We start from the raw sequence: 25,401 nt of genomic DNA on the forward strand, positions 1-25,401 counted from the left end.
ATCACACCCGTTCCACCGCCCAACGCTTCACCCCACCATGCGCCATCCCGCATTCCACGATCCGCAGCCCGTCGATCACCCGCCCCCGCCGCGCCAGAAACCACCGCCCCAGCCGGCGCGAATTCACCCGCCCGGCCGGCGTGCCGGCAATACGCAGCAGCGCATCCCGCAACTCCGGGTGCCGCAACCCGTCGCGATACCCGGCGGAATCCTGCCGCTCCAGCGCCGACAGATCATCGATCTCCCGCACCGTCCGCCCGCAATGCCGCCCCACCCCCGCCGCCTCGGCCAGCAGGCCCAGCATCTCGCGCAACTCGCCGCGCTCCGGGTCGTCCTCCCGCGCCGCCTGCATGCTCAGGCACGGATCGGCCCGCCCCAGCCACACCAGCGCCGCCCGCACGGTCCGGCTCCAGCCCTCGAACGAGGCCAGCGGCGGCAGGTCCACCACCGCCCCACTCCGCATCCACGCGCGCAGGATCGTCAGGCACGCCGCGACATAAGCCCCCCGATCGGCCATGATGTCCGCCACCGGATCGCGGGCGAACCGGCGCAGTTCCGGCTGCTCGATCCCGGCATCCAGCGTCGCCAGCAGCGCCCGCCGCGTCATGTCGCCGCGCACCCGCAGCGCATTGCCGGTGGCGAAGATCACCGCCCGGTTCTCGATCTCGACGCTGGAAGAGGCCCCCAGTTCGCGCAGCCGCAGGATCGGCCGCTCCGTCGCCTGGCACAGCAGGTCCCCGCCCAGTTCCTCGTTCACATTGTCCAGCGACATGATGGGATAGCCCGCCAGCAGCAGCCCGGTCAGGCGCTTCTCCATCTCCGCCACATCCTCGCCCGCGCTGGTCACCGGGCACACCCGCCCGGTCGCGATCACGCTCGCCAGATCCACCAGAAAACTCTTCCCCGACCCCGGCGCATTGGCCCGAAAGGCAAAGAGCGGGCTCACCGGCATCATCCCCCGCGCCACCGTCGTCAGAATCGCCGCCAGCGCCACCGACCGGTCGGCCTCGGCGGCAAACGGAAACTCCGCCAGCAACCCCTCCAGCAGCGCCAGCCCCGCTTCGGCCGCCGCCCGCGACGGCTCCGGCAGGCTCAGTTCCAGCGTCGGATCGTCCACATGGTACAGCCGCGTCGCCACGTCATAGCCCGGCGCCATCAGCACCGATCCATCCGGCCGCAGCGTCGGCGTGGTGATCACCCCGGCCAGCACGGGAAACGGCCACGTCCCCGCCCGGCTCAGGATCACCTGCGCCGCCGCCGCCGGCGGGTCGATCGCCTTCCACCCCTGGCTGCGCCGGTCGAACCGCCGCCATTCCACCACCTGGCACAGCAGGTCGGTCAGCGCCGCCACGCCGACATCCATCAGGCACGCCGCCTGCGTCAGCCGCCCGTCCGCCGCCGCCACCTCCCGCCGCCCCGGCCGCGCCAGACGGGTACCGCGCTGATAGACCGGCGCATTGGCCGCCACCAGCGCCCGCTCCCCGGCACTGGCCACCAGGTCGATCTCCCCGCCCCGCACCGCGATCGGCTCCAGCCCGGCCACCCGCCGCGCCACCGCCGGCCCGCCCCGTGCCCCGGCGCGCTTCACGCTGGTGCCGCACAGCACCGGCCCCACCCGCTCGCACAGCCACGCCCGCGCATCGGGCACGCGCAGATCCGCCGCATCGTCCCCCGGCTCCAGGTCGCCGACATCCACCAGCCGCACCGTCGCGGCAATCCCGCCCAGGATGGCGGCAATCTCCGCCGCCGCCTTGGCCCCCGGCGCATCATGATCGGGCCACAGAATTACATGCCGTCCCGCCAGCACGCTCCAGTCCGCCCGCCCCACATGCCCGCTGCCCGCCGTCCACGTCACGCACGCCATGCGCGGAAACAGGCACTGCGCCGCATCGGCCGCCTTCTCGCCCTCGCACACCAGCACGGTGCGCGCCCGCATCACCCGCTCCAGCCCGTACAGCGAGCGCGGCACGCCGGCATGGCGCGGATGCCACCCCGTCCGCTCCCCACCCTCGGCCCGCAGCGTGCCCCAGGTCAGCGGCATGATCCGCTTGCGCGCATGCGCCGTCGCATCGCGCCGGACCACATAGCGCATCACCCGCCCGGCCGCGTCGCGATAGGCATAGACATGGTCCCATCCCGCCAGGTCCGGCATCGGCGCCCCCGGCGGCGGCACCCCGGGCCGCCAATCCTCGTCTTCCCCAGGCGCCGCAATCCGCACCGGCACGCCCGTCTCCACCCCCAGCAGAGTCCCCAGCTCCCGCGCCGCCCGCACCCGGTCGTCACGCGCATGCAGCGCCGCATACAGGCTGATCGGATCGCCCCCACGCGGCCCCCCGGCAAAATCCGCCCACCGCCCGGTGCGCAGATTGATCGAAAGCGACCGCCCGGGCGCATTGTCCAGTCCGCCCACCACCCATTCATCGCCCCGCCGCCGGCCCGCCGGCAGCCAGCCCGCCACCAGCGCCGGCCAGTTCGCCAGCGCCGCCGCGTTGATCGCATCGAACGGAATGCCTGCCGTTCCCGTCATAATCTTTCCTTCTTCTATCAGAGGCTGTTTCAAAAGCCCCGCCGTCAGGCCGCCGCCAGCGGGGCTTTTGAAACAGCCTCCAGCAGGGCGCTGCCCTGCACCCGGAAGGGGACAGTCGTCCCCTTCACCCCTGGTCGTTGAGGTGTCAGCACTCGGCCCGGCAGGTCGGGCACAAACGCAAAAACGGTGACGCTACCTGGAACGCGCCCCTGCAATTCAGGCACGTCCGGTCGATCAGCTTCGGCGCCACCCGCTTCATCCCGGCCCTCGGCGCCCGGCGGCGATAACTCAGCCGGTCGCGAATGGTCTGCACCCGCATCTCCAGCTCCTCCGCCACCTGCGTCACCCGCAGCCCCTTCGCCAGCAGCGCATCCACCTGCGGATCCAGCCGCGCCCAGTCATATTTCGATGGCCTCATCCCGCCCCCCAGACTCCGTCGGGCAGACCGGCCGATTTCCCCCACCCCGCGCCCGGGCATCGCGCATGCACGCCACGACCCGCAGCCGCGTCGCCCGCCGCACCTCCCGCCCCGTCCGCATCTCATGGACGAAGCGCGGGTCCTTCATCGCCAGCACGCCGAAAGCCGTCGCCGACAGGCCGCTTTCGGACAGGAAGCGCTCGATCATCCCCAGCAGGGGATCAGGCCGATAGGAAAGGGAAACAGGATCAGTCCGCATGGATAGGCACAATAATAGGCATAATCCTGCCGTCAAGAGGATATATCCTATTGGGAATTCCCTATTCCGCTCGGCATAATAGGGTCATGTCGGTCCTGACCCCCTCCCGCTACGCGCTGCTCAGGCTGATCGCCGAGGCCGGCAGCAACCTGAAGGCGGAATCCCTCGCGCTGGGGCGCAACCACGCCTATCTCCAGCAATATATCCACAAGGGCACCCCCCAGCGCCTGCCCGAGGACGTGCGCGAGGCCCTGGCCCGCCGCTTCGCCGTCAGCGCCAACGTGTTCCGCGACGACGCGGACCCGAACTGGGAGCCCCTGCCCCCCGGCGCCCTGCCCGACACCGGCGATTCCGCGCCGCGCCGCCCGCATTTCGCCACCCCCCGCGCCCCGTTCGGCGCCGCACCGGTCGAGCGCGATCCGCCGCCGGCCGAGGGCCTGTTCCGCATTCCCGAATATAACGTGGCCCCGCAGGCCGGCCCCGGCGCCCTGCCCGGCCACATGGCGGTCGAGGACGGCCCCCAGCCGGTCGATCACTGGTTCCTGCCCCGCCGCTTCCTCAGCGCCTTTACCGACAGCCCGGAAGCCCTGGTGGTCCTGCGCGTCGCGGGCGACAGCATGGAGCCCGACTATCAGGCCGGCGAGCGGGTGCTGGTCGATACCGCGCACCGCACGCCCTCACCCCCCGGCGTCTATGTGCTGTGGGACGGCTTCGGCCTGGTGCTGAAACGGCTGGAGATCGTCTACGGCACCACCGATCCGGTCATGGTCCAGATCATGAGCATCAACCCCGGCTACCCCACCTACACCCGCGCGCTGGACGAGGTGCATATCAACGGCCGCGTGGTCGGAAAATGGGTCTGGAAATGATCCCGGCGCCCGGTCGGGCGTTTCCGCCCCCAAGCCGCCACGATTCCCCGTCAGCCTGACCCGACGCGCCAATCCGGCGACGAATGAGATCAGAGGGAAGGAAGCCCGAGCATGACCAGACTGATCCGTTCCACCTGCGCGCTGCTTGCGGTCCTGACGCTGGCGGCCTGCGCCTACGAGCGCCCGCCCTATCGCGGCTGGCATCGCGGCCATCACGGCGGCCATTACGGCTGGTATGACGATCGCGGCGGGTGGCGAGGCGACTACTACCACCACCGCTTCTGAGAGGCTGTTTGCAAAGTCACCCTGCCGGCGATCCGACGCGCGTTTCCTGCGCGTCGGTGCTCACGGCCATCAAGGCCGCTCCGCTCCGATGCTCGAAAATACACGACGGCCGTGCCGCTTCGCGGCACTCTCGCTCGGCAGGCCGACTTTTCAAACAGCCTCTAAAAACCTGACCGCGAATGCGCGCTGGTGGCGATCCGACGCGCGTTTCCTGCGCGTCGGTGCTCACGGCCATCAAGGCCGCTCCGCTCCGATGCTCGAAAACACACGACGGCCGTGCCGCTTCGCGGCACTCTCGCTCACCAGCCCACATTTCCGGTCAGGCTCTATGGAACACCGGGCGGCCCACAGGCCGCCCGGAAACTCGGGTTTCAACCCAACCGCGCAACCCAGTCCGCAACCGCATCCCCACTACCGATCGCCGGATCGACCAGCCCGTCGATCATGAAGGTCGGCGAGACATGGATGCCGTTCTGCCGCGCATAGCGGCAATGGCGCTTGATCTCCCGGTCCAGATCCACGATCGCGAACGCCTCCGCCAGCGCCACGCCGCTATACTCCTCCAGCCGGGCGATAATCTGCCTCGGCGTGGCATCCATGTTCGGCCCGCCGCAATGGTGCGCGAACTCGAATGCCTCGCGATGCGCCCCAACGGCCGCCAGCACCGCCCGCGCACTCTCCCTGCCGCCCGGCAGCGTGGAAGCCGCGATGACGCAGCGCGTCACCACACCGGAATACATATGCCAGGGCTGCGATTGCATCGTCAGCCGCACGGTCACCCGATCCTCCCCCGCCGCCGTCAGAAACGCATCCATCTTGCCGAAAGCGCGGACGGAGAAAGGACAGGTCGGCTCAAGAAACATCTCGAACAGCCGGGGCCCGTGCCCCCACACCAGCGGATCGGCCCGCCAGCCCCTCACCTGCGTCATCGCCTCATTCCTCCCTCTCCCGACCAGCCCGACACGGCCGCCGCTCACCCCCGAATCCTATGACACGGACGCAAGATCGGCCAACGCGGGATACAACGCCCGATAACGCGGCAGCACCGCGCCATAGGCCGCCTGCAAGGCATCATCGGGCGCGATCTCCTCCACCCGCTCCGGCGGCAGGCACACGGCCGCCACGTCCTCCCCCGTCACCGCCAGCCGCGCCAGCCGGGCGGCGCCGAACGCCCCGCCCTGCTCGCCATGCGCCAGACGATGCAGGCGAATCCCCATCACGGACGCCAGGATCCCCAGCCACGTGGCACTGCGCGACCCGCCCCCGATCACATCGGCCTGCTCCAGCACCGACCCGGCCCCGCCCAGCCCGTCCAGCGCATCGCGCAGCGAAAACGCAACGCCCTCCAGCACCGCCTGCGTCATCTGCGCGCGGCTCGTGCCCCGCTCCAGCCCGATAAACGCCCCCCGGATCGCGGCATCGTTATGCGGCGTCCGCTCCCCCGAAAGATAAGGCAGAAACAGCAGCCCCGACGGCCGCGCGATCACCTCCGGCAACTCCGCCAGCAATTCCGCCTCGCTCCGCCCCACGACCGAGGCCCACCAGGCCAGCGAGGACGCCGCCGAGAGCGTCACCCCCATCTGGTGCCACATCCCCGGCACGGCATGGCAGAAGGCATGGATCGCGGCGCGCGGCCCCGGCCGGAACCGGTCGGTCGTCGCCCACACCACCCCCGACGTCCCCAGCGAGACAAAGGCATCGCCCGGCCGCACCGCCCCCAGCCCCACGGCCCCGGCTGCATTGTCGCCCGCCCCGCCGGCCAGCACCGGCGGCACATCCATCCCCCACCGCTCCACCAGCTCGCGGCGCAACACTCCCGCCCGATCCGTCCCCTCGCAAAGCGCCGGCATCATCTCCAGCGACAGCCCGGTCGCCGCCAGCGCCGCCTCCGACCATTGCCGGCGCCCCACATCCAGCCACAACGTGCCGGAAGCGTCGGACATCTCCTCGATCATCTCGCCGGTCAGCCGATAGCGCAGCCACGCCTTGGGCAGCAGCACATGCCGCGTGGCGCGAAAAATGTCCGGCTCATGCCGCGCCACCCACAGCAGCTTCGGCGCGGTAAAGCCGGGCATGGCGATATTCCCCGTCACCACCCGACTGTCGGGAAAACGCTGCTCGAACACCGCGCACTCCGCGCTGGCCCGCACATCGTTCCACAGGATGCAGGGCCGCAGCACCCGCCCGCCATCGTCCAGCAGCACCGCGCCATGCTGCTGCCCCGACAGGCCGATCCCCCTGACCGCCGCCACCGCGCGCGGATGGCTGTCGCACAGGGCATCGATGGCGGCCAGCAAAGCGGTCCACCAGGCCTCCGGGTCCTGCTCGCTCCAGCCCGCATGCGGCGACTGGCTGGTCAGCGGCTCGGTCCGGGTGGCCAGCACGACCTGGCCGTCATCGACCAGCACCGCCTTGATCCCGGACGTTCCCGCGTCAATGCCGATATACATCGTCCCGCTCCCTGCTGGTGCCCTGTCCCGACGATAGCGCAAGCGCCCCCTCCGGCACAAAATACGGAATCCCCCGTTCAAATCACCGAGATTACCGAACCAGCCCGCGTCGCCTTACCCCGGCGTCACGGCGCGCCATACCCCGCGCCGCCATCCAGATAGGGCCCGGACGCACGATGGCCATGCCCCCTGCCGTCCCGCACCCCGCACGCCGCCAACGCCAGCAGCAGGGCCAACGCCATCATCCGCGCACCCGTCCGCATCAGGCCCTGCCCCACATCCGGCGCAGCACGCCGTCGCGCAGCACCCGCGCATGATACAGCACCGCCGCCACATGGCCGGCCGCCAGGATCACGATCGCCCAGGCCAGCCAGCCATGCGCGCTGCCGAACAGATGATGCGTCGCCTGCGACATCGGCCCGAACGGCGAGCGGATCACGGCCCCGAACGCCGTCACCGGCCGCCCGCCCGACCACCGGGCCAGATAACCCAGCGCGATCACCACCCCGAGCACGAGATACAGCAGCCCATGCATCGCCCCCGCCGCGCGCCCGGCCAGCCCCTCGCCAGCCGGAAAGCGGATCGCCCGCCCCCCGGTCACCCGCCAGACGATGCGCGTCACGAACAGCGCCGCCAGCAATACCCCCAGCGACAGATGCGCCGACACGACCGACCCCCGCAGCCCTTGCGGCACCCGATGCATCATTTCCCCCAGCCCGAACTGCGCAACGACCAGCCACGCGCACGACCAGTGCAGCCACCGTGTCTCGACACTGTAGCGGACCGGCGCAACGACCTCGCCAACCGGCCCCGGCATCCCCATCCCGTCCATGGCACCACGCTCCCTGTCCGGCCCAACACCCTCCCGAAGACAGGACTCCATGAAACCGTCATTTCGGGAACGCCTGACAGAAGCATGAACCGGACACGCGCGTCCATGCTGACAGGACCGTCAGCACCCGCGCCTGCCGGCCAGATCAGGAACGGCCACGCCCTCCGTCGGTATCCGATCGTCGGCGACAGATTACCAAAGGCCCCTGTTGCCGAACCCGTTCTGGTCGAGATCGGCGGGCAGGCATCAGGAAGGCTGCCGCAACATCGCCAAAAATGCTACAAACCGCCCTTTCCCGGGGATTGAGGCAATAGAATGACGACCAAGCTGGCCGAACGCTCTGGAACGAATGCCGCCGAAAAAGAGGCCGGCACTGCAACACCCCCGCGCGACACCCCGATCTACAATGCAGATACCCTCGCCACGATGCCGAGGTTCATGGATTGCCTGGCCTTCAGCAACCAGGCCCTCCTGGCCATTCACAAACAGATGCAACGGGAAGTGCGCTATGTCGCGGATATGCGGCGGTGGGTCCTGACACATGGTGCGCTCGCGCTGCACTTCTCGCACCAGATCGATCCGGCGACCCCTCCCATGACGGCCACCAATCTTTACCGGGAAGTATCGATTACGGGCATGGCCAGCCCCAATACGGTCACGAATTTCCTGAAGGAGCTTGAGGCGCTCGGTTATATAGAAGCCCTGCCCGACAAGAACCGCCGCAATCGTGCCTACCGCATGACCGCATTTTCCGAACGGATGTTCTATATCTATCTCGGCATCAATCTCGGCGGGGTCGATCTGCTCGACGGCGCCGGCAGAGCCGATGCCACGCGGGCCGATCCGAAAATCCTGACCCATATGCATCCGATTTTCGCACGAAAAATGATGACCGACTGCGCCTACCATACACCGCCCGCCTCGATCGCCCCCCTCATCAACACCACGATCGGCATATCCGTCCTGAATGAGATGACCCGTGGAATCGGGCCGCTCGATAAGGGACCCGCCGACCGGATTCCCATAGAGATGGACAGCGCGAGCGCCATGGCGCAGCGCTACGGCACATCGCGCGCCAACGTGGCCCGGCTGCTCGCCAAGGTCCAGTCCGCGGGAAACTTCGGAAAAGACGAAAAAGGCCCGTGGATTTCAGGAACTTTATTGCAAGATTACCATCACTGGCAGGCACGCAAGTTCGCCCACACCTCCACCGCCTTCGTGGAAGCACGGAGAGAACGAAGCCGCGCCCTTCACCCGTAAGAGCCAGGGATCATCGGCCGGACACTCTGTGCACCCTTAGCTGCCCGCGCGATTCCGGCGCAACACATCGACCGAAACATTCGCCGCATCCAGGATATGCTGGCGGGTCAACGGCCCGATCGCCGCCTCGTCTCGCCGCCGGCAGGCCTCCAGCAGCGCCAGATGCTCTTCGTCCGTCACCGCCTTCCGCCCCGCGATTTCCAGATGCGCCCGGATATAGCGATCGACGCGGCGATGCACGCCCTCGATCATCTCCAGCAACCGGGGCCGCCCCGCCGCCTGATAGATCGCGCCATGAAACGCCCAGTTCAGCGCCCCTGACCGCGCCATCCCCTCCGGCTGCTCGCTGGTCCCGGCCACGAAGGCCTCGTACGCATCCTCGATCCGCGCCAGGTCCGTGCGGGTCATGCGCCGCACCGCCTGCACCGCCGCCATTTCCTCAAGTGCCGCCCGGATCTCGGAGAAATCGATGATGTCCGCTTCCGACAGCCCGGTCACCGTGGCACCCCGATTCTGCTGAAACAGCACCAGCCCCTCGACCTCAAGCTGCTTCAGCGCCTCACGCACCGGAATGGTGCTGACCCCGAATCCGCTGGCCAACTCGGATTGCGGCAGCGACTGCCCATCCACCAGCACCCCGTCCAGAATCGCCTCGCGCAGCGCATTGCTCACGCGCTCCGACGCCAGGCCGCGCGTCTCCTGCTGCGCGCTCATGAAGATGCTCTCTGGCAGCATGGCTGTCCTCCCTGCTTCGCGACCCGACAGATCATATATTATCTTGCGAATCATATACGATATGATACGGGAACGGTATTCCTGTCTTTCCCCCTCGTCTTATCATCGGCAAGCGGTCCCATGACATCCCGGTCCATCCCCCTTTCCGCGCCTCTCCCCCCAACCGCCGCCCTGCAAGGCGCCCTGCCGCCCCGCGACGCGGCCCGCACGCGCATCGCGGCCCACCTGCGCCGGCCCGAGGCCGAATGCGTCGGCGCCCTGATCGACAGCGCCACCCTGTCGCCCGACCTGGCGGCCCAGACCGGAGCCACCGCGCGGCGCCTGGCCCGCGCGTTGCGCGACGGCCGCCGCCCCGGCGGGGTCGAGGCGCTGGTGCAGGAATTCTCGCTGTCCTCGCGGGAGGGCGTGGCCCTGATGTGCCTGGCCGAGGCCCTGCTGCGCATCCCCGACATCGCCACCCGCGACGCGCTGATCCGAGACCGCATCGGCACCGGCGACTGGCTGGCGCATGTCGGCCGGGGCCGCTCGCTGTTCGTCAACGCCGCCGCCTGGGGGCTGGTCGTCACCGGCCACCTGGTCACGCCCGAGCGCCAGCACGGCCTGGCGGGCACGCTCACGCGCCTGGTCGCGCGCGGCGGCGAACCGCTGATCCGCCGCGCGGTCGATGTCGCGATGCGCATGATGGGCGAGCAGTTCGTCTGCGGCGAGACGATCGAGGGCGCCCTGCGCACCAGCCAGCCCCGCCACGATCGCGGCTTCCGCTATTCCTTCGACATGCTGGGCGAAGCCGCACTGACCGATTCCGACGCCGCCCGCTACTGCCGCGACTACGAAACCGCCATCCACGCCATCGGCCGCGCCGCCCAGGCCCAGGGCGGCCGCGACATCTACGACCGCAACGGCCTGTCGATCAAACTCTCGGCCATCCACCCCCGCTACGCCCGCGCCCAGCGCGAGCGGGTGATGGCCGAACTGCTCCCGGTGCTGGTCCGTCTGGCCCGCTTGGCGCGCGGCTACGATATCGGCCTGAACATAGACGCCGAGGAAAGCGAACGGCTGGACCTGTCGCTGGACCTGCTGGAGGGCATGTGCCGCCACCCCGACCTCGCGGGCTGGAACGGCATCGGCTTCGTGGTGCAGGCCTACGGCAAGCGCGCGCCGTCGGTGCTGGAATGGATCATCACCCTGGCGCGCGACACCGGCCGCCGCATCATGGTCCGTCTGGTGAAAGGCGCCTACTGGGACAGCGAGATCAAGAAGGCCCAGCTCGACGGCCAGACCGATTTCCCCGTCTACACCCGCAAATCCCATACCGATATCAGCTACATTGCCTGCGCCCGCCTGCTGCTGGGCGCGCCCGACGCGATCTTCCCCCAGTTCGCCACCCACAACGCCCGCACGGTCGCCACCATCCACACACTGGCCGGCCCCGATTTCCACCACGGGAAATATGAATTCCAGTGCCTGCACGGCATGGGCGAAGGGCTCTACGACCACGTCGTGGGCACGAAGAATCTCGACCGCCCCTGCCGCATCTACGCCCCTGTCGGCTCGCACGAGACGCTGCTGGCCTATCTGGTGCGCCGCCTGCTGGAAAACGGCGCCAATTCCTCCTTCGTCAACCAGATCGGCGACAGCGCCATCCCGCTGGACACCCTGATCGCCGACCCGGTGCGGACGGCGCGCGACCTGGCGGCGCAAGGCGGCCTTCCGGTGGGCGCCCCGCACCCCGGCATCGCCCTGCCCCCGGCCCTGTTCGGCACCACCCGCCGCAATTCCGCCGGCCTCGACCTCGCCGACGAACCGTCCCTGGCCACCCTGGCCACCGCCATGGAATCCGCCCCCCAGCACTGGCAGGCCGCCCCCCTCCTGGCCGACGGCACCGCCCCCACCACCGCGCCGCAGCCGGTTCCCAACCCGGCCCGCCCGGACGACGCCCCCGGCACCGTGCGGTTCGCCGACACCGCCCAGGCACCCCACGCCGTCGCGCTCGCGGTGGCCGCCCAGCCGGACTGGTCCGCCCGTCCCCCCGCCGCGCGCACCGCGTGCCTTGAAGCAGCCGCCGACCTGCTGGAAGCCCACCACGCCGAACTGATCGCCCTGGTGGTGCGCGAAGCCGGCAAATCCTACCCCAACGCGGTCGGCGAGATCCGCGAGGCCGTGGACTTCCTGCGCTATTACGCCACCACCATCCGGCAGGGTTTCAACAACGCCACGCACACCCCCCTCGGCCCGGTCGTCTGCATCAGCCCCTGGAACTTCCCGCTGGCCATCTTCCTCGGCCAGGTCTCGGCCGCGCTGGCGGCCGGCAACGTGGTGCTGGCCAAGCCCGCCGAGGAAACCCCGCTGGTCGCCGCCCGCGCGGTCGCCCTGCTGCATCAGGCCGGCATCCCCGCCGGCGCGCTGCAACTCCTGCCCGGCGGCGGCGATGTCGGCGCGGCCCTGGTCGCGGACCCACGCATCGCCGCGGTGATGTTCACCGGCTCCACCGAGGTCGCGCGCCTGATCGCCCGCCAGCTCGCCGGCCGCACCAGCGCCAACGGCCAGCCGGTGCCCCTGATCGCGGAAACCGGCGGCCAGAACGCGATGATCGTCGATTCCTCGGCCCTGGCCGAACAGGTCGTCACCGACGTCATCGCCTCCGCCTTCGACAGCGCCGGCCAGCGCTGCTCCGCCCTGCGCATCCTGTGCGTGCAGGATGACTGCGCCGAACCCATGCTGGCGATGCTGCGCGGCGCGATGGACGAACTGCGCGTGGGCGACCCCGCCCTCCTGGCCACCGATATCGGCCCCGTCATCACCGAGGACGCCCGCGCCGGCATCGCCGCCCATATCGCGCGCATGCGCGCCGCCGGCTGCCGCGTCTGGTCCCCCGCCACGCCGCACGCGGTGCCCGGCGGCCATTTCCTGCCCCCCACCCTGATCGAGATCGACGACATCGCCACCATCGGCCGCGAAGTCTTCGGCCCCGTCCTGCACGTCCTGCGCTGGCGGCGCGAACATCTCGACCGCCTGATCGACGCGATCAACGCCACCGGCTACGGCCTCACCTTCGGCCTGCACACCCGCATCGCCGAAACCGTGGACCACGTCACCAGCCGCATCGCGGCCGGCAATCTCTACGTCAACCGCAACACGATCGGCGCCGTGGTCGGCGTCCAACCCTTCGGCGGGCGCGGCCTGTCCGGCACCGGCCCCAAGGCCGGCGGCCCGCTGATCCTGCGCCGCCTGCTGGCCACCTGCCCGGCCTTCACGCCCCCCCCGCCCGCCACCGCCGACCGGCAGGACGCCCGCCCCGGCCACCTGCCCCAGGCCGCGCGCGACTGGCAGGCCTTCTCGGCCGGCGCCGGCTATCCGGACGGCGTCACCGGCCAGCCCCTGCACGGGCTGCGCGTGCCGATGCCCGGCCCGGTGGGCGAAACCAATCTCTGGTCGCTGGAACCGCGCGGCAGCGTGCTGTGCCTGACCGGTTCGGAAGCCGCCGCCCGCCGCGCCACCGGCATGGCGCTGGCCGCCGGCAACAGCGTGGTCCTGCTGGCCGGCCCCGCCACCGCCTGGACCGCCGACCTGCCCGCCGCCCTGCGCCCGCATATCCGCACGGTGCCCGACCTCGCATCCCTGACCGCACTGGCAAGCCCGCCACCGGCCACCATCCTCGCCGAACCGGACTTCCCCGGCCTGGCAACGGTCCTCCAGGCCCTTGATAACGGCCCGGTGGTGACGCTCCACACCCTCACGCCACAGGGCCCGCTGCCCGAATGGCTGCTGGAAGAGCGCCTGGTCAGCACCAACACCACCGCCGCCGGCGGCAATGCGTCGCTGATGACGCTGGATGCCTCATGAGAGAGCGCGTCTCTGTTCTTTTTTGAAAAAAAGAACCAAAAAACTTCTGATCCGTTCAGGAGCCTTGTGCCTGCACACGCGAAGGCTCCTGAACGGATAAAAGTCTTTTTGCTTCTTTTTCTTCAGAAAAAGAAGAGCCCTCGTCAGTAAGTCGCCGAAAGATTGAACAGGAACGCCCGGCCCGTCGAAGGCGTCATGCGGTCACTGAACAGATTGGAATAGTTCAGGCGATTGGCCAGATTGTAGCCGTTCATCTGCACGCGCCAGTGCTTGAGGAAGCTGTGCGAGATCATGGCATCCCATTCCACGGTCGACGGCGCCCGCGCGGTATTGGCCGCATCCAGCCACACGCCCTGCCGCCAGGTCAGCCCGCCACCGAACGTCACGTTCCACGGCGTATTCGCCCCGGCGGTATAGGTGGTCCAGAACGTCGCCGAATTCTTCGGCGCATACTGAATGCGCTTGCCCACATCCACCGCCGTCAGCGAGGCGATCGTCTTCGCGTCGTAATAGGCATAGGTCGCGATCACGTTCCAGTTTTTCAGGATCTCGCCCGACGCGCTGAGTTCGAACCCCTGGTTCCGCTGCCGGTCGCTCGATGACGTCACATCCCCCGTCGAAGGGTCCGTCAGCAGCGAATTGCCCTTTTCCAGCCGGAACGCCGAAACGGTAAAGCCCATCCGCCCGTGAAAGGCGTTATATTTCGCGCCGACTTCATAAAGGCTGCTGGTCTCGGGCTTGAACCCCTCGGTCGAGGATTTCAGCGGCTCGGAACTGTTGGTCACGTAAAGTCCAAGCGGCGTCGTCGATTTCGCCCAGTTGAAATAGAGCATCGTATTGTCGTCAGGCGTATACATCAGGTTGACGGTCGGATTGTATGTGTCCTGATTCTGCCCGTAGGACACCCCGTCGCCGACCATCCCCTCATTGGCGGCATAATGGCTGTCCCAATGGTCCCAGCGGAACCCCGCGCGCGCCGAGAATTTCGGCGTGAACCAGATCTGGTCCGAGAAGAAGGCCCCCACATCGGTCGCGGACCCGGTCTTGTACAGGGCCCGCCCGACGCCGCTGATATTCACCAGGTCGTAGCTATACTGACCCTTACTACCCAGTAGCAGGCCGGGCACATTGTTGGTCGGGTTGAGCAGGTTGGTCATATCCGCCTGCGTTCCGTTCTGCCCGTTGTAATTATAGGCATAGTTGGTACGCCGGTCATAGATATGCGCCACGTCCCACCCGGCGATGATCTGATGCCTCAGTGCACCGGTATTGAACTTCGCGATAGTGGAGAAGACATTCTGCACCGACCAGTCATTCTGCTGATAGGGCTCGGGCCCCCCCAGATGCCCGCGACGGTCCACCATCGCCGCCGACGGATCGGTGAAATAATCCGTATTGCAGGTCGCATCGCAGCTTTCCTGCGACGCCGAGAAGTACCGCTCGTACATCCCCCCGCGCAGATCGTCGTAGAAGGAGATATGGCTGTTCATCTCATGCTTCAGATGCGCCGACAGCATGTCCACGTTCGTGGCATCCTGATCGTACTGCGTGCCATACCAGTTGTTCCGGTTCAGGCCGAACGCCGTCGCGGGCCGCGAAACGCTCGTCCCCGGCTTCTTCAGCAGCGGCACACCGTAATCGGGAACCCGGTTGTCGGTCTGGTGGAAATACTCGATCGTCAGCGTCGTCGGCTTGCCCAGCCCGAACGCGATCGACGGTGCGATGCCCCACCGATGCGAATAGACGCTGTCGCGGCCCACCTCGTCGTTCTCGTTGCCCATGGCGGCAATCCGCACGGCGGTGGATTCGCCGATCTGCTGGTTCACATCCAGCGTGCCACGGTAATAGGAGGCCGAACCGCCCCCGAACTGCCCGCCATAGCTGTTCCCCAGATGCGGCATCTTGGTCACCATGTTGATGGCGCCACCCGTCGTGCCGTTGCCGAACACTTCCGACGACGGGCCCTTGATCACCGAAACATGGTCGTAGTCGAAACTGTCACGGCTATAGACGCCGAAATCCCGCAGCCCGTCCTCATAGATATCGTTCTGCGCCTGAAAGCCGCGGATCAGGAACTGATCGCCGCTCATCCCGCCTTCCCCCTCGCCGACCGAGGCGGTAATGCCGGGCACGTTGCGCAGCGCCTCTTCCAGCGACTTCACATTCTGCTGTTCCATCAGCAGCTTGGGCACGACATTGACGGTCTGGGCCGTATGCATCACATCCTGCGGCATCCGGCTCAGGCCGATATCCTCGTGCAGGATGTTCATGCGGCTGCCGATCACCGTCACATGCTCTTCCGTCGTGGCGTTCCGCCCCGCCTGGTCCAGCGGCTGGCCGTTCACCGGCCGCGCCGGCACAACCCCGTCGGCACGCGGCGGCACGGCCTCGGTCGCCTGATGGTCCGCCACCGGCACCTCCCCGGCGGGATGATGGCCCCCGGCATGCGCCCTGCGCCCGGCATGGCGATGATGCTTCGCGTTCGCCGCCGCCTCGCCATCGGTGCCGGCTTCGGCCGAACCGACCTGCAATCCGGAACAGAGCAACGCAAACCCCGCCATCAGCGGCGCGGGATGAACACGGCGGCGGATCAATGGACTGGACATTCTCTCGTTCTCGCAACCACGGTTAGGTGGTGCCTTAAGAACACGAATGAGAATCACTCACAATTGCACAAACAGCATAAAGATCATAAACTTAGGTATAGGTTCCCAATTCCAGCCAGAAATGTTATGATACACGAAGACGTTCTGTGTCACGTGGAACATCGCGTGCGACACGGCCCCGGCACCCAGACGCCGGGCCGACCGCAAAAGCATCCGAAAACTGCCGAGCCGGAGGACTCTCTTGAGGCATGGGGCGCTGGTACTGGTTCATCGCAGCCATAATGTCGGTTTTCATCTTCGCGATTACCTTGTTCCCGTCCCATGATGCGTTCGGTGTCCTGTATGTTCTGGTCGTCGTGCTGGTTGCCGACCGCTGCACGCCGCGCATGCTTCACGCCGTGGGCGGCGCATGCGTCGCTCTCGAATGCACATCCTTCACCCTCCTCCATTACGGCGAACCTTTCGACGGCCAGTATGCCCGGCTGGCCCTGGGCATCATCGCCACCGTCGTCGTCACGATTCTTGCCACCCGCAACCGGCAGGCCAGGGATGCGCTGGCCGAACAGGTCCGGCTGCTGGCGCATGCCGACCGCATCGCCACGCTGGGGCACCTGACGGTCTCGATCGCGCACGAGGTCAACCAGCCGCTGTCGGCCATCGCCACCTTCGCGCAATCGGGCGGCCGGTGGCTCCGCCGCGACCGGCCCGACCTCCCCGAGGCCATCGCCTGCTTCGAACAGATCAGGGCCAGCAGCAGCCGCGCCGCCGCCATCATCAGCCGCGTCCGCGATCTCACCCGCAAGGCCCCGCTCGCCCATGCCCGGCTGGACCTCCCCTCCCTGATCGAAGACACACTCCTTCTGCTGCGCTCCGAACTGGCCACGCGCGGCATTGACGTGCGCCGGCATGCCGCCCCCAATCTTCCGACCATCACCGGCGACCGGATCGCCATCCAGCAGATCGTCATGAACGTGATGCTGAACGCCATCCAGGCGCTCGAGACGATGACCGAGCACCGGAGACTCATCACCATGACCCTGACCGAAGACGTGTCGAAGCCCAGGACGATCCGCCTGGAAATCCAGGATTCGGGGCCGGGATTCCCGCATCTCGATCCCGATCACCTCTTCGCGCCCTTCGTCACCACCAGGGCATCGGGCATGGGCATGGGGCTGGCGATCTGCCGCACCATCGCCCTGTCTCACGGCGGCACGATCGAGGCCCGAAACGCCACCCCGCGCGGTGCCGTCGTCACGGTGCGCCTGCCGGTGGTGGAGATCGCCTCATGACGCACGCCACGCCGCCGCAACCGGCCGGCCATGTCATCGTGATCGACGATGACGCCGGCATGCGCGCCTCGCTGGACAGCCTGCTGCGCTCGGCCGGCCATACCGTCACCACCCATGCCGACCCGGATGATTTTCTCCGCGCCGCCCTTCCGGCCGGCCCGTGCTGCCTGATCCTCGATGTCAGGCTCGGCACCATCGACGGCCTGGCATTCCAGGCCGCACTCGCCGAATCCGGCTGCGGCATTCCCGTCATCATCATGACCGGCCATGGCGATATTCCCATGGCCGTCAGGGGCATGCGCGCGGGCGCGATCGACTTCCTCGCCAAGCCGCTGGACGACGAAACCCTGCTCGCCGCCGTGTCCCGCGCGTTCGAGCACTGGTCCCGCACACAGGCCGACGCGCCCTGCCCGGACGATATCCGCCAACGCTACGCCACCCTGTCCGATCGCGAGCGCCAGGTCATGGCGCTGGTGGTGGCCGGGCTGATGAACAAGCAGATCGCCGGCCACCTGTCCCTCAGCCTGCCGGCGATCAAGCTCCACCGCGCGCATGTCATGCGCAAGATGGGCGCCCAGTCGCTGGCCGACCTGGTGCGCCTGGGCGAGAGGCTTGCCGTCCGGGATCAGTCGGTCAGCCGTTACCCCACGCCGGCATAGCGGGCGCCGGCCCCTCGCGCCGGACAGGCAACCTCGCCCCTGCACGGGGCGGCCGTGACGATAGCCCTGCCCCTCGGGGTTACGGCCGGCACCGCGCCGTTTCGCAGAAGAACCAGGCGCGGGCATGGGGATAGTCGATCGTCATGCGGAAATTCTCGAACACGTTCCCGCCGACGGCCCCTTCAGGGGACAGGTCCATGAGTTGCGCCATCATGCCATGGAAGGCCGCATCCGGCCGCTGCGTGAACCACACCGGCCCGACCTTCTGGCCGGCGATCCCGATCTCGGGAACCTCGATGACGGAAGCGACCCGCTTGGGGAACAGATCGTCACCCTGGGCGATATAGCGCCACTCGGGATGCCGGGCATGCCACGCCGCCATGGTCGACGCCGTAATATAGCTTGCCACCCCGACACCGTCCCTGACACTGGCGCCCGATGCCGTCAGCGCCTCGGCCGTCGGGTGACTGGTCGCGCCGGTATCGAGCAGCATGTCCAGAACCTGCCCGTCAACGGTGATCCGGATGCGCGGCCATGCGCCGGTACGCCCCGGCCCGAGGCGCTTGAACCCCAGCGCGGCCACGGTCGCACCCGCCTCCGGCACGGCGTCCCGGGCCCGCAGCGTCACGCTGCGGGCACCATAATCGAAGGTCCATATACCGGGCTTGAGCACCATCGGCGTCACCTGACCGTCGCCCGCCTCGCCCGGATACAGGACGATCCCGTCGCAGCCCGCGCCCGGCAACGGCCAGCCCTTTCCCGGCTGAAACGCGGCGCGCGCGACGACAACGGGGCCGAAGGTCGACGCGCAGCGCCCGTCGCCCTTCAAACCAAGCCGCCCGGCTTCGATGTTCGAAATCCAGGCGGACGGAAACGTGCCTCCCCCGGTATCGATCAGCATCCGCATCCGCCGCCCGTTCGCCAGCGTCGGCACGGCATAGACATGGCCGGCCTCATAGACGACCGGCAAGCTCCGGTCGGCGGCGCGCCCCGGCTGCGGCGCCAGCCCCAGCAGCGCCAGCGCGCCCGCGAGCAAGACCCTCCTCATGGCCCCGTCACCGCCCGGACATTGTCGTCGGGATTGCGATCGACCATCTCCACATAGGGGTCGACCCCCGCGAAGGACGGCGCGCGATCCACCGTGAAATGCAGCGTGTTCTCGCCCGTCCTGACCGGCACACGCTGCATCAGCACGACGTTCTTCCGGTCGAAGGCCGCTTCCCCCGGCATGGCGGTGAACAGCCCGATATCGACCGGCTCGTTCATCGGCGTTTCCGTCTCGTTGCCCTTGCCGTCGGCATAGAGCTTCTTCGCCGAAACCTTCACTGCCACGTCGAACCGGCCATCGGCCCGCTTCGTCGCGGTGCCGGAGACGGTGCGCAGGTCGTAGAGCGTGATCTTCTCGAACAGGTCGGTAATCAGTTGCTGCCCGGCGGCATCGCCCTCCCCCGCCTGTCCGGCCTGCGCGCGGAAATCGCCGACAAGGTCCAGCGAGCGCGGCCAGGGCGCATCCTTGAAGCGATAATCGGCCAGAAGCTGGCGCAGTCCCGCATTCACCCGGTCCGCGCCGAGCCGGTCCTGGAGCAGATACATCACGACCGAACCCTTGCGGTAATGGATGTATTGCTGGTTCTCGACCCGCTCAAGCGGCTCCTCCTCCAGCCGCTCCGTGCCGCGCGCACGCAGATACTGGTCCAGTTCGTATTTCAGGAAGCGCCGGATCTTGTCCGGCCCATAGAGTTCCCGCATCGTCATGAGCGCCGAATATTGCGCCAGCGTCTCCGAAAGCATGGTCGAGCCCTGCATGTCCGCGCCCACGACCTGATGCGCCCACCATTGGTGGCCCAGCTCGTGCGCCGTCACATAGGTCACGTAATCGATATTGTCGGGGTTCGAGAGGTTGGCGATAAAGCCGATCCCTTCCGAATACGGAATCGTCCCGGCAAACGCCTGCGCGAAGGCGGAATAGGCCGGAAATTCCAGGATGCGGGCATAATGGAACTGATACGGGCCGAAATTCGGCTCGTAATATTTCAGCCCGGCCTTGAAGCCGTCCAGCATCCGCTCGACGTTCCACGGATGATGCGGGTCGTAATAGACCGTCAGGTCCACCTTGCCGTTGGGCCCGTCATAAATCGCGTGCCGTTCGGCATAGCGCGCCGACTGCACGGCAAAGAAGTCGAGCACCGGCGCGGAGGTGACGAAATGCGCAGTACGCCGCCCGTCATGCGTCACGTCCGATACACGGTCGCCGGGCGCGATCGGCGTCTGGTCGGCATCGGTCGTCACCGTGATGTCCGCCGTCGTCCAGCCCGCATGGATGTAGTTCTGCGCCTGCGCCGCACGGTCCTCCAGCTTCGCCATGCGCAGTTCCGGCACCAGCCCGTATTTGCGGCGCTTGACCCGATCCTGGAGCAGCCCGTCACGGGTCATGCCGATGGACGGCGCGAAATCCTCCTTGTTGACGAAAGTGCCGTTCGGAAAGATGCCAAGGTCGGTATTGGCCGAATTGGCAAAGCCGCGCTGCGCCCGCTCGGTACGGAAATCCAGCCCGATGCTCGCCCCCGGCGCCAGCGGCCGGTCCAGCCGGTAGATGCGGTAGTGGAATTTCGGATAGTCGCGCTCCAGCGTCGCGCCCTCGATCTTCAGGTCGATCAGCTTTGTCTCGCGCGTCTCCATCCGCACATGCACATGGTCGAGCGGCACCGCCTGATGGTTGGTCAGCGCATAATGTCCGCTCACCGTCATCGCCGGCCCGTCGGGATGAATGTCGATGTCGAAGCGCAGCGCCGTCACGTCGGGCTGCAACACATGCTCGTACGCCAGCAGCGCCTTCTCGTAATCCGCCATGTAGCGGTCACGCTGGTTGGGCGTCAGATACTCGTTCCAGACATGCGTGTTCAGGAAGATGAAGCCCCCCAGCACCGCGAAACACGCCAGCGCCGCGCCGCCGATCGCCGCCGGCATGCCCCGGATGCGCGACGGCAACGCCGCCAGCCGCGCCCGCAGCGTCATCGCCGCGCCGCGCCGCCACAGCACATGGCACAGCACGATCAGGATGACCGCGCAGCACGCCCAGTAGAGGTCGCAGACCACCAACCCCTTCCAGAAATTGCCCACCCCGTTCATGTCGGAAAGCGGCATGCCGGGCGTGCGCCCGTAATTGTAGAGAATATCGTCCAGCCCCAGCGTGCCGCCGATCAGCCGCAGCACCATGTAGAGGAACATCAGCCCCCAGCCGACGAATTTCTGCGGTGCGAGAACCTGGAAGAACACCGCCAGAATGGCGGTCAGCAGCATCCAGACCGTGCCGGGCAGCACGAACCACAGCAGATAGTGCCCGAGTTCCAGATGCGTGTAGCCATGCGCAAGCTGGTAGACCACCCCGACCGCCACCCCCACGAGCAGCGTCGTGAACAGCACGATGGCAATGGCCGGCACCTTGCTCAGGACGAAGATCCATCCGGGCAGCGGCGCGGCGCCGATCAGCTCGTGCATCTTGCGGTCCTGCTCGCGCCAGACCACCTCGCCCGCATAGAACGCGGCCATGATGAGCGGAATAATCGTGAACGCGCCGATCAGATGCTGGATCATGACGCGCGTCACCGGCCAGACGGGCGTGCCATACATCTCGTCCAGATCGACCAGCCCGCCCACCGTGTTCACGATGCCCAGCAGCAGCAGCACGATATAGGCCGGGCTGCGCAACACCTGCCGCACCTCGAAGCGCAGGCGCGCGACATACTGCGCGCGCCGCGTGCGCGCGTCGAAACGCGGGCGCGGCAGGGCACGGGGGTCGAAGACCGGCGGCGTCTCGGCGGGGGCCTCCGCCCGCCGGCGGGAAAGCCTGCCCTGCCGGCGCGTAAAGCTGAACAGGCCGCCCGCGAGGGCCAGCAGCCCCACCGCAATGCCGCACCAGAGCACACGATTCCACAGCAGCATCGGCGTCAGGGGCGGCGCGAGCGTGTTGCGCTCCACCGAAGTCCAGTACCGCGTCGCCAGGTCGACCGCCCCGAAGCCGAACGGTTCGAGATAGCCGAACGTCTCCTCAAGGCGCGGCAGCTTGCCGATCATGGTGATCGCGATCGTCCAGATCACCATCAGCGACACCGCGACGATATACGACCCCATCATGGAGCGCGTCAGCGTCGCGGCCGCGAACATCAGGGCGCTGATCAGGAACAGGTTCGGAATCGCAATCAGCCCATAGGCCTTGAGATTGGCCAGCCCATGGACCGGGCCGAGCGTGTCCGGGTCCACCCAGGGCATGAACGACCCCAGGAACACGCCCAGCGGCACCGCGAGAAACACAAGGCAGCAGGTCACGAAGACACCGAGGAAACGGCCGAAAATATAAGGCAGGCGCCGCAGCCGCGTGGCGTAGAGGATCTGGCCGAACCCCGTCTCCTCGTCGCGGATCACGGCATTGGCCGCGATCGCCGCGCAGACGAACAGCGAGAAGACCGAGAACACCTGCTCCATCTGCGCGACGGCATAGGGCGCGTTCTTGTGCACGTTGCCGCCGCTGCCGATCTGGATGACCGAGACGGTGGTGCTGAGGAAGGTCAGCGTAAAGAAGATCAGCGCGCAGACCCAGAAAGCCGGGCCCCGCATCTGGTAGCGGATCTCGAACCGCGCGATACGTCCGAGCATGGATCAGGCAGCCCGGCGCGAATTGTCGAGCGTGCGGAAATAGACGTCCTCGAGGCTGCCCTCCATCGGCTCGAAACCCGCCCCCGGATCGCTTTCCGCCTCGACATGGATGATGGTCCGCCCGGCAAACAGCCGCACGGCGATCACCCGATAGTCCCGCTGGTACTGCTCCAGCGCCTCGCGCGGGATCACCTTGCGCCAAAGCCGCCCCCGGCTCTCCTCGATCAGCGCCTGCGGCGCGCCTTCCAGCAGAATGCGCCCGCCCGCCAGCACCGCCATGCGCGGGCACAGATCGGCGACATCCTCGACGATATGCGTCGAGAGAATGATCACGACCTGCTCCCCCACTTCCACCAGCAGGTTAAGGAAGCGGTTGCGCTCTTCAGGGTCGAGCCCCGCCGTCGGCTCGTCGACGATGATCAGCGAAGGCTGCCCGATCAACGCCTGCGCGATGCCGAACCGCTGGCGCATCCCGCCCGAAAAACCCGCGACGGCCTTCTTGCGCACGGTCCACAGATTCACCTGGTGAAGCAGCGTCTCGACCGTCTCGTGGCGCTCCCCCCTGCCGGTAATCCCCTTCAGCACCGCCAGATGGTCCAGCAGGTCATAGGCCGAGACCCGGGGATAGACGCCGAAATCCTGCGGAAGATAACCCAGCGTCTCCCGCAGGCGCTCCGGCTCGCGCAGCACGTCGATCCCGTCGAACGTCACGCTGCCGGATGTCGGGGCCTGCAAGGTCGCGATGGTGCGCATCAGGGTCGACTTGCCCGCACCATTCGGCCCGAGCAGCCCGAACATCCCCCGCGGGATCTCAAGCGAAACATGATCCAGGGCGCGCGTGCCGCTTGCATAGACCTGCACAAGATCCGAGATACGCAGCATGGTCGACAGTCCTTCCAATAAAGTATCGGAATGTTACGCCGAGACCGGTCTTTTCGACTAGTGCCCGCCCCTCACATTTCCCACACCCACAACAAGGCTTCATAAAAAATCGTCACTATATTACAACAGACATCGAACATTAAATAAACAGTTCCCACAAGTAATGGGTTACAATTCACTCTTCGATTCAAAATTGAATTGGATATTGATCTCGCCTATTCACATCACTTCGCCATCCGTTCGCAATGGCTCCCGCCCAGCCGCGTGCTTTCCGGATGCATCCATATTGATATATCATATCCAGGCCACTATCATTTAAAAATCGTTACAATATGGCATTCCGAATGCCGCGCTTCAAAAAATACCATCCGGAGGAAACAAATAATGGTCGGGAATTATACCATTCTCTTTCTATCCATTGTCTTCTTCATTCCAACCATTCTCAGCCTCGTCTTGCGCAAGACCCCCTTCAAGGAAGCACTGACCCTGAACGTCACCTTGGGCTTTACATGGGCAGGATGGATCTCCACCATCCTCTGGTGCGCGACCGGCGACAAATCCCGCATCAAGACGAAAGTAAAATCATATCCGCTTTATATCCGCGTCCTCATCATGGCTTTCATGGTCGTAGCCGAAATATTGCTCGTGTATGCGATCGCCCGTCATTCATGATGCCCCGGTGCGATCCTGCCCGGGCATCTCGCCGACACGCCCGGCCATCCACCCCGCCTAGCCGTTGGCGGGGATGGTGACGATGGTATTCGGCCCCTTGCTGGTCTTGGAAAGCTCAAGCAGGATCTGCAACATGGTAAAGGCGAGCTTGCTGTCGAAATCGTCGTCGGCGATCCAGTAGAATTTGTGATTGTAGTTCGTCCAGGAAAACACCGCCTCCGGCCGCTCTTTCGTCACGTGAATCACCACCACCGGCCGCGTCACCCGCCCGACCAGCTTGACGGTGGGCCGCGTGCGGCCCGAGGAGATATCCTCCTCCGGCACGTCGATCTGGTAGGCAATCTGCCCCAGCACCCCCAGCACCGTGCGCGTCAGCAGTTGGATCTGCCCCCGGCGCGGCCGCCCGCCGCCATAGACCACCTCCACCCGCTCGTCATCCTGCGCCATGCCCAGCAGGCGGCGCGTGTCATGCACCACCTTCGCCAGGTCCGGATTGTCGGTCGAGGCGATCGACAGGAACACCCGGTCCGCCATCGCGTCCTTGTCCGAGACGGCCGGATTCCGCTCAAGCTGGATGCCCAGCAGCCCCGCCAGTTGCAGCAGCCGCAGGTCGTAGATCAGGTCGAAGAAAGCCGGCGACCCACGCCCCACATCCCCACCCAGCGACCCGGCATTGCTGATCAGGTTGATCGACTGCACCGCCAGGCGAAACAGCACGTCGATCGGCAGCCCGCCCATGGCCAGCGGCAGCAGGTTGCCCGGTGGCAGCGGCCGCAGGAAGCTCTGCGCGTAGGAATCCCCGGTCACGGGCTGGAAGGTGAAGGTCGGGCTCTCCTGCACCTGCATCCCCGCCCCGCCATAGGGCCGGGTCGCCAGCGAATAGGTCCCGATCCCCACGGAGACATTGCGCTGGAGCTGATATCCCGAAATCAGTTGGGTGGTGTCCAGGAAGCCCGGCGTGTCGGCATAGCGCAGGCGCACCACGTTCAGCAGCGTCTGCTGCTTGGCCGAGCTGGTCAGCGCGCGCGAATAGTCGCTCTGGTCCCGGTCCAGCCGCGTCGGCCCGATCTCGTAGCATCCTTGCAGAACAGACAGGCCCGGCAGCAGCAGAAGAAAGCGAATGGTCCTGTTCATGGTCCCCGGATGTCGTTCATGGTGCCCG

20 protein-coding genes are annotated in these 25,401 nt (G+C 67.0%); 7 read left to right on the forward strand and 13 right to left on the reverse strand.

The annotated features are described in order from the left end of the window. Nucleotide 1: 1 nt before the first annotated feature. The 3 genes from ACMAUO_RS07535 to ACMAUO_RS07545 all read right to left on the reverse strand — a co-directional run bounded on the left by ACMAUO_RS07535 (nucleotide 2) and on the right by ACMAUO_RS07545 (nucleotide 3,204). Complete coding sequence (locus ACMAUO_RS07535) at nucleotides 2-2,527, reverse strand: topoisomerase (RefSeq protein WP_420356299.1); 2,526 nt, start codon at nucleotides 2,525-2,527, stop codon at nucleotides 2-4. Between the two features lie 145 nt (nucleotides 2,528-2,672). Continuing rightward, the gene (locus tag ACMAUO_RS07540; RefSeq protein WP_420356300.1) at nucleotides 2,673-2,945 is read right to left on the reverse strand and encodes a hypothetical protein; all 273 of its coding nucleotides are present in this window, start codon (nucleotides 2,943-2,945) and stop codon (nucleotides 2,673-2,675) included. After that, on the reverse strand, nucleotides 2,926-3,204 hold the full coding sequence (locus ACMAUO_RS07545; protein WP_420356301.1) for a hypothetical protein: 279 nt from the start codon (nucleotides 3,202-3,204) through the stop codon (nucleotides 2,926-2,928). Before ACMAUO_RS07545 ends, ACMAUO_RS07540 begins: the two co-directional genes overlap by 20 nt. 86 nt (nucleotides 3,205-3,290) lie before the next feature. On the opposite strand from ACMAUO_RS07545, the gene ACMAUO_RS07550 reads away from it, so the two are divergent. Together ACMAUO_RS07550 and ACMAUO_RS07555 are read left to right on the forward strand one after the other, a co-directional pair. Next, a complete protein-coding gene (locus tag ACMAUO_RS07550) occupies nucleotides 3,291-4,073 on the forward strand; it encodes a S24 family peptidase (protein WP_420356302.1) in 783 nt (260 codons plus the stop codon). A 111-nt stretch (nucleotides 4,074-4,184) separates the two neighbouring features. After that, nucleotides 4,185-4,358 carry a hypothetical protein gene (locus tag ACMAUO_RS07555; protein ID WP_420356303.1) on the forward strand — a complete coding sequence of 58 codons (174 nt, stop codon included), beginning with the start codon at nucleotides 4,185-4,187 and terminating at the stop codon, nucleotides 4,356-4,358. Nucleotides 4,359-4,729: 371 nt separating this feature from the next. On the opposite strand, the gene ACMAUO_RS07560 is transcribed toward ACMAUO_RS07555, so the two are convergent. The 4 genes from ACMAUO_RS07560 to ACMAUO_RS07575 form a co-directional block, all read right to left on the reverse strand. Then, nucleotides 4,730-5,287: a DsbA family protein gene (locus ACMAUO_RS07560; protein WP_420356304.1), complete on the reverse strand. Its 558-nt coding sequence runs from the start codon at nucleotides 5,285-5,287 to the stop codon at nucleotides 4,730-4,732. A 57-nt stretch (nucleotides 5,288-5,344) separates the two neighbouring features. After that, on the reverse strand, nucleotides 5,345-6,808 hold the full coding sequence (gene xylB / locus ACMAUO_RS07565) for a xylulokinase (RefSeq protein WP_420356305.1): 1,464 nt from the start codon (nucleotides 6,806-6,808) through the stop codon (nucleotides 5,345-5,347). Between the two features lie 125 nt (nucleotides 6,809-6,933). Continuing rightward, complete coding sequence (locus ACMAUO_RS07570) at nucleotides 6,934-7,071, reverse strand: hypothetical protein (RefSeq protein ID WP_420356306.1); 138 nt, start codon at nucleotides 7,069-7,071, stop codon at nucleotides 6,934-6,936. Beyond that, nucleotides 7,071-7,640 (reverse strand): cytochrome b, encoded by a 570-nt coding sequence (locus ACMAUO_RS07575; RefSeq protein WP_420356307.1) that lies wholly within the window; start codon nucleotides 7,638-7,640, stop codon nucleotides 7,071-7,073. The genes ACMAUO_RS07570 and ACMAUO_RS07575 overlap by 1 nt, the downstream gene beginning before the upstream one ends. Before the next feature lie 315 nt (nucleotides 7,641-7,955). Between ACMAUO_RS07575 and ACMAUO_RS07580 the strand changes: the two genes are divergently transcribed. Continuing rightward, a complete protein-coding gene (locus tag ACMAUO_RS07580) occupies nucleotides 7,956-8,900 on the forward strand; it encodes a hypothetical protein (protein WP_420356308.1) in 945 nt (314 codons plus the stop codon). A 36-nt stretch (nucleotides 8,901-8,936) separates the two neighbouring features. Here the strand turns inward: ACMAUO_RS07580 and ACMAUO_RS07585 are convergent, their stop codons facing one another. Continuing rightward, entirely contained in the window at nucleotides 8,937-9,635 is a 699-nt protein-coding gene (locus ACMAUO_RS07585; protein ID WP_420356309.1) for a GntR family transcriptional regulator, read from the reverse strand. A 120-nt stretch (nucleotides 9,636-9,755) separates the two neighbouring features. On the opposite strand from ACMAUO_RS07585, the gene putA reads away from it, so the two are divergent. After that, the gene (putA, locus tag ACMAUO_RS07590) at nucleotides 9,756-13,478 is read left to right on the forward strand and encodes a bifunctional proline dehydrogenase/L-glutamate gamma-semialdehyde dehydrogenase PutA (protein ID WP_420356310.1); all 3,723 of its coding nucleotides are present in this window, start codon (nucleotides 9,756-9,758) and stop codon (nucleotides 13,476-13,478) included. 143 nt (nucleotides 13,479-13,621) lie between these two features. Here the strand turns inward: putA and ACMAUO_RS07595 are convergent, their stop codons facing one another. Further along, nucleotides 13,622-16,084: a TonB-dependent receptor gene (locus ACMAUO_RS07595; protein WP_420356311.1), complete on the reverse strand. Its 2,463-nt coding sequence runs from the start codon at nucleotides 16,082-16,084 to the stop codon at nucleotides 13,622-13,624. A gap of 281 nt (nucleotides 16,085-16,365) precedes the next feature. On the opposite strand from ACMAUO_RS07595, the gene ACMAUO_RS07600 reads away from it, so the two are divergent. Further along, complete coding sequence (locus ACMAUO_RS07600; RefSeq protein WP_420356312.1) at nucleotides 16,366-17,373, forward strand: sensor histidine kinase; 1,008 nt, start codon at nucleotides 16,366-16,368, stop codon at nucleotides 17,371-17,373. After that, entirely contained in the window at nucleotides 17,370-18,032 is a 663-nt protein-coding gene (locus ACMAUO_RS07605) for a response regulator transcription factor (RefSeq protein WP_420356313.1), read from the forward strand. Before ACMAUO_RS07600 ends, ACMAUO_RS07605 begins: the two co-directional genes overlap by 4 nt. Nucleotides 18,033-18,111: 79 nt before the next feature. Here the strand turns inward: ACMAUO_RS07605 and ACMAUO_RS07610 are convergent, their stop codons facing one another. The 3 genes from ACMAUO_RS07610 to ACMAUO_RS07620 are packed head-to-tail and all read right to left on the reverse strand — an operon-like array spanning nucleotide 18,112 to nucleotide 23,567. Next, entirely contained in the window at nucleotides 18,112-19,080 is a 969-nt protein-coding gene (locus ACMAUO_RS07610) for a hypothetical protein (RefSeq protein WP_420356314.1), read from the reverse strand. Then, nucleotides 19,077-22,685: an ABC transporter permease/M1 family aminopeptidase gene (locus tag ACMAUO_RS07615; protein WP_420356315.1), complete on the reverse strand. Its 3,609-nt coding sequence runs from the start codon at nucleotides 22,683-22,685 to the stop codon at nucleotides 19,077-19,079. The genes ACMAUO_RS07610 and ACMAUO_RS07615 overlap by 4 nt, the downstream gene beginning before the upstream one ends. A 3-nt stretch (nucleotides 22,686-22,688) precedes the next feature. Next, on the reverse strand, nucleotides 22,689-23,567 hold the full coding sequence (locus ACMAUO_RS07620; RefSeq protein WP_420356316.1) for an ABC transporter ATP-binding protein: 879 nt from the start codon (nucleotides 23,565-23,567) through the stop codon (nucleotides 22,689-22,691). A gap of 384 nt (nucleotides 23,568-23,951) precedes the next feature. On the opposite strand from ACMAUO_RS07620, the gene ACMAUO_RS07625 reads away from it, so the two are divergent. Beyond that, entirely contained in the window at nucleotides 23,952-24,239 is a 288-nt protein-coding gene (locus ACMAUO_RS07625) for a hypothetical protein (protein WP_420356317.1), read from the forward strand. 57 nt (nucleotides 24,240-24,296) lie between these two features. Here the strand turns inward: ACMAUO_RS07625 and ACMAUO_RS07630 are convergent, their stop codons facing one another. Then, complete coding sequence (locus tag ACMAUO_RS07630) at nucleotides 24,297-25,373, reverse strand: hypothetical protein (protein WP_420356318.1); 1,077 nt, start codon at nucleotides 25,371-25,373, stop codon at nucleotides 24,297-24,299. Nucleotides 25,374-25,401: the final 28 nt, after the last annotated feature.

This window comes from Gluconacetobacter brunescens (genome assembly GCF_048695475.1).
Lineage (GTDB): Bacteria > Pseudomonadota > Alphaproteobacteria > Acetobacterales > Acetobacteraceae > Gluconacetobacter.